1 protein-coding gene is annotated in these 2,664 nt (G+C 58.0%); it reads left to right on the top strand.

All coding sequences use genetic code 11. The features are described 5' to 3' along the window. Positions 1–29: 29 nt before the first annotated feature. Positions 30–2,664, top strand: a 2,635-nt coding sequence (locus AK963_RS27595; protein WP_139117720.1) for a hypothetical protein, incomplete at its 3' end; no start/stop codon positions are given.

Here is a 2,664-nt window from a genome sequence, read left to right as displayed (position 1 = left end):
TCTCGGTACTCTCACCGCTGCACACAGAGATGCAGGGTGCCGCCCATCAAATCCTCCGTCTGGCCAAGCGCATTCGCAAAGCCAGCGCCGACAGTGCCGACGAGATCGAGTTCATCGACACCCAGGATATTAATATCCGCGAGATCGACTACGACGGCCTGTACAAACTCTATGAAGAGGGCGAACCCAACCCCGCCCACGGTCTGCCATCGCCGCCCCTGAAAGACCTGATTCCCAAAGTGCAGAAGATGTTGCGGTGGGATTTCTATGCAGGCACCGGCATTGCCGTGGCAGACGATACCCTGATCTCGGGTACCCAATTTAAAAACAAGACCCAGTACGCCGCCGAAGTGCTGGACAAAGTGTACGACAAAGCTCGTAAACAGTACGTCGATCGCAACACCCTCGACGATAACGTCGTGGAAGCCGCCATCACCGAAGCAAAAACCGGCAAGCGCCGCCCTGTTACCTCTGGCAAAGACACCGGCACCTCCGTCAAAAAAGTCACCCTCGACGAACTCCGCACCATCGTCATCGAGAACAAGGGCACCGGCAAAGCGCAGGATGCCGCCAAGGAGATCATCAGGAAACTCAAGGCCACGGACATCCCGATCAAGAACGTGCCGAAGAAAATCCGCAGCGATCTCTTTCCCATGAAGCAGGATCAACTGGTGAGTACGCTTCGCACCGCCGTCGACAGTGCCGACAGTGACACCATTGATCAGATCGTCTATCGCCTCTACATCAAGTCCCAGGGCAAAAAGATGAAGGGACACCAGTCCCGAGGCGGTGACGAGTTCACGTTATTCACCCCGAAAGACGCCCGTATCCGCGAAGCCATCAAGATCGAGCAGGACGCCTTCAAGGGCATCTCACCGGACGCCGATATTCCGGCCAACGCTCCGGCGCATGTTCGACAGATGTTGTCTTTCCTGACCCATCGCGACCCCGAGATTCAGTCCGTCCTTCGCACCATGGCGTTTCGCATGATCAACCTGCTCGGCAAGGCCACCAAAGGTGATCTGGCCAGCAACACCGACGTTCTCACCATGGCTGACCTCTACCGCATGATCGGCCAGACACCACCGGCCAACGCGACCGCTACTTTTGCTGACCTCTCTGGCGAGGCATTCAACCAGCTTCGCAAGCAGCAGCGCCAGTTCGCCATCGGCCTGACCAAAGGCGTCTCTGACCCCGTTGATCTCATGCACGAGATCGGTCACATGACCATGCGTACCCTCTTCGACGACGCGGACAAAGCCCACATGGCGCAATTGTTCCGCGAGTCCAACGACCCGATCAAGCAGCGCATTATCCAGAAGTACGGCGACCGCAATGTCGACACCCAGGTCGAAGAGTGGTTCGTGGAAGGTATGGCCAACCACATGGCCGAGCGTGTCGCCAAGGGTGACATCTGGGCGTACCGCACCGGTCAGGGGGGCGACAAGATCAGACTCCGTGGTCGTATATCCACGATGGTTGACCGCCTTATCGAAGCGATCGCCTACCTCACCAACGGCCTGATCGGCAATAAATCCATCAAGCAGTACTACCGCAGGCTTTCGTTCTACGGCGATATGCTCGCACCCGCCAATCCCAACCCCTACGGCAAGCGCAAATCCGTCGCCTCTGCCTACGCCGCCGATTACATGAACGCACGACTCAAGGATGTCGACGACATTCGTGTCGCCAACATGAAGAAGTTCGCCCGAGGCGGGGAAGGGTGGGACGAGGCCACCGATCAGCCGGTGATCTTCTGGCACAACGCCAGCGCCGAGAACAGCGAACCGTTCACCTCTGGCGCACTGGGCAACGCGATCTACCTCAACCGCAACGCCGACATCGCCCGCTCCCAGATGGGTGATAAAGCCATTCAGCAGGCACTAAACCAACATATCCGAAAAGTTGGTTTGGGCGAGCGCGAGGCCGACGCCCTGTTAATGGCCGATGATCTGGCCAATATCCGTCAGCAGATCAGCCAGACAACCCGCAACCTCAACAACAACGAACGGCCCTACCTGAAGACCCGCCTCGATGCCCTGATACAGCATGAGTCCGTGATCGAGTCCGCCCTGCGAGACATGGGTATCGACTTCACCACCACACTGACGCCGGTTGTCGTGCGAGCCAACGACCTGATCAACCTGCGGGCGTCCACCCTGATCGACACCAGTCACCCGATCTTCGAGGTGGCCGAGTCCCTGTTGCCACCGCAGCAGCTCAACACCCTCCGGCAAGTGGCGCAGACTGAGCAGCCTACCGGTCAGCAGTTCCTCGACCTGATGTATCAGGTGGCCCAAGGTGACGACTGGGCGCAGGCCATACAGGCAAAAGGGTACAAAGGCATCGCCTACAGTGACTCCGCCAGCAGTGTCAATCATGACGCTCTGGCCATGTTCGAACCCGAGTCCGTCAAACACTTTGATTCCGACGATTTCAACCCTGGCGAAACCGGCTACGACGCCATTCCTCACGAAGCCAACATCAACGGCGCACTTATGAACGGAGCCATCGACTCCGACGGCCCCATGAACGCCCTCGGCTTCAGCTCCATCGCCAACGGTCTTGAGAAACTCGGGGTACCCAGCAAGCTCACCGATGCCATCAGCAATATCATTCGTGGCAGGATCACCACCAAAGAGGGTGGCGAAATTTCCAAGTTCC

Origin of the sequence: Endozoicomonas atrinae (assembly GCF_001647025.1) — a bacterium.
Taxonomy (GTDB): Bacteria; Pseudomonadota; Gammaproteobacteria; order Pseudomonadales; family Endozoicomonadaceae; genus Endozoicomonas; species Endozoicomonas atrinae.
The sequence above is the reverse complement of the archived record's forward strand: the minus strand, read 5'-3'. Positions and strand labels throughout refer to the sequence as shown.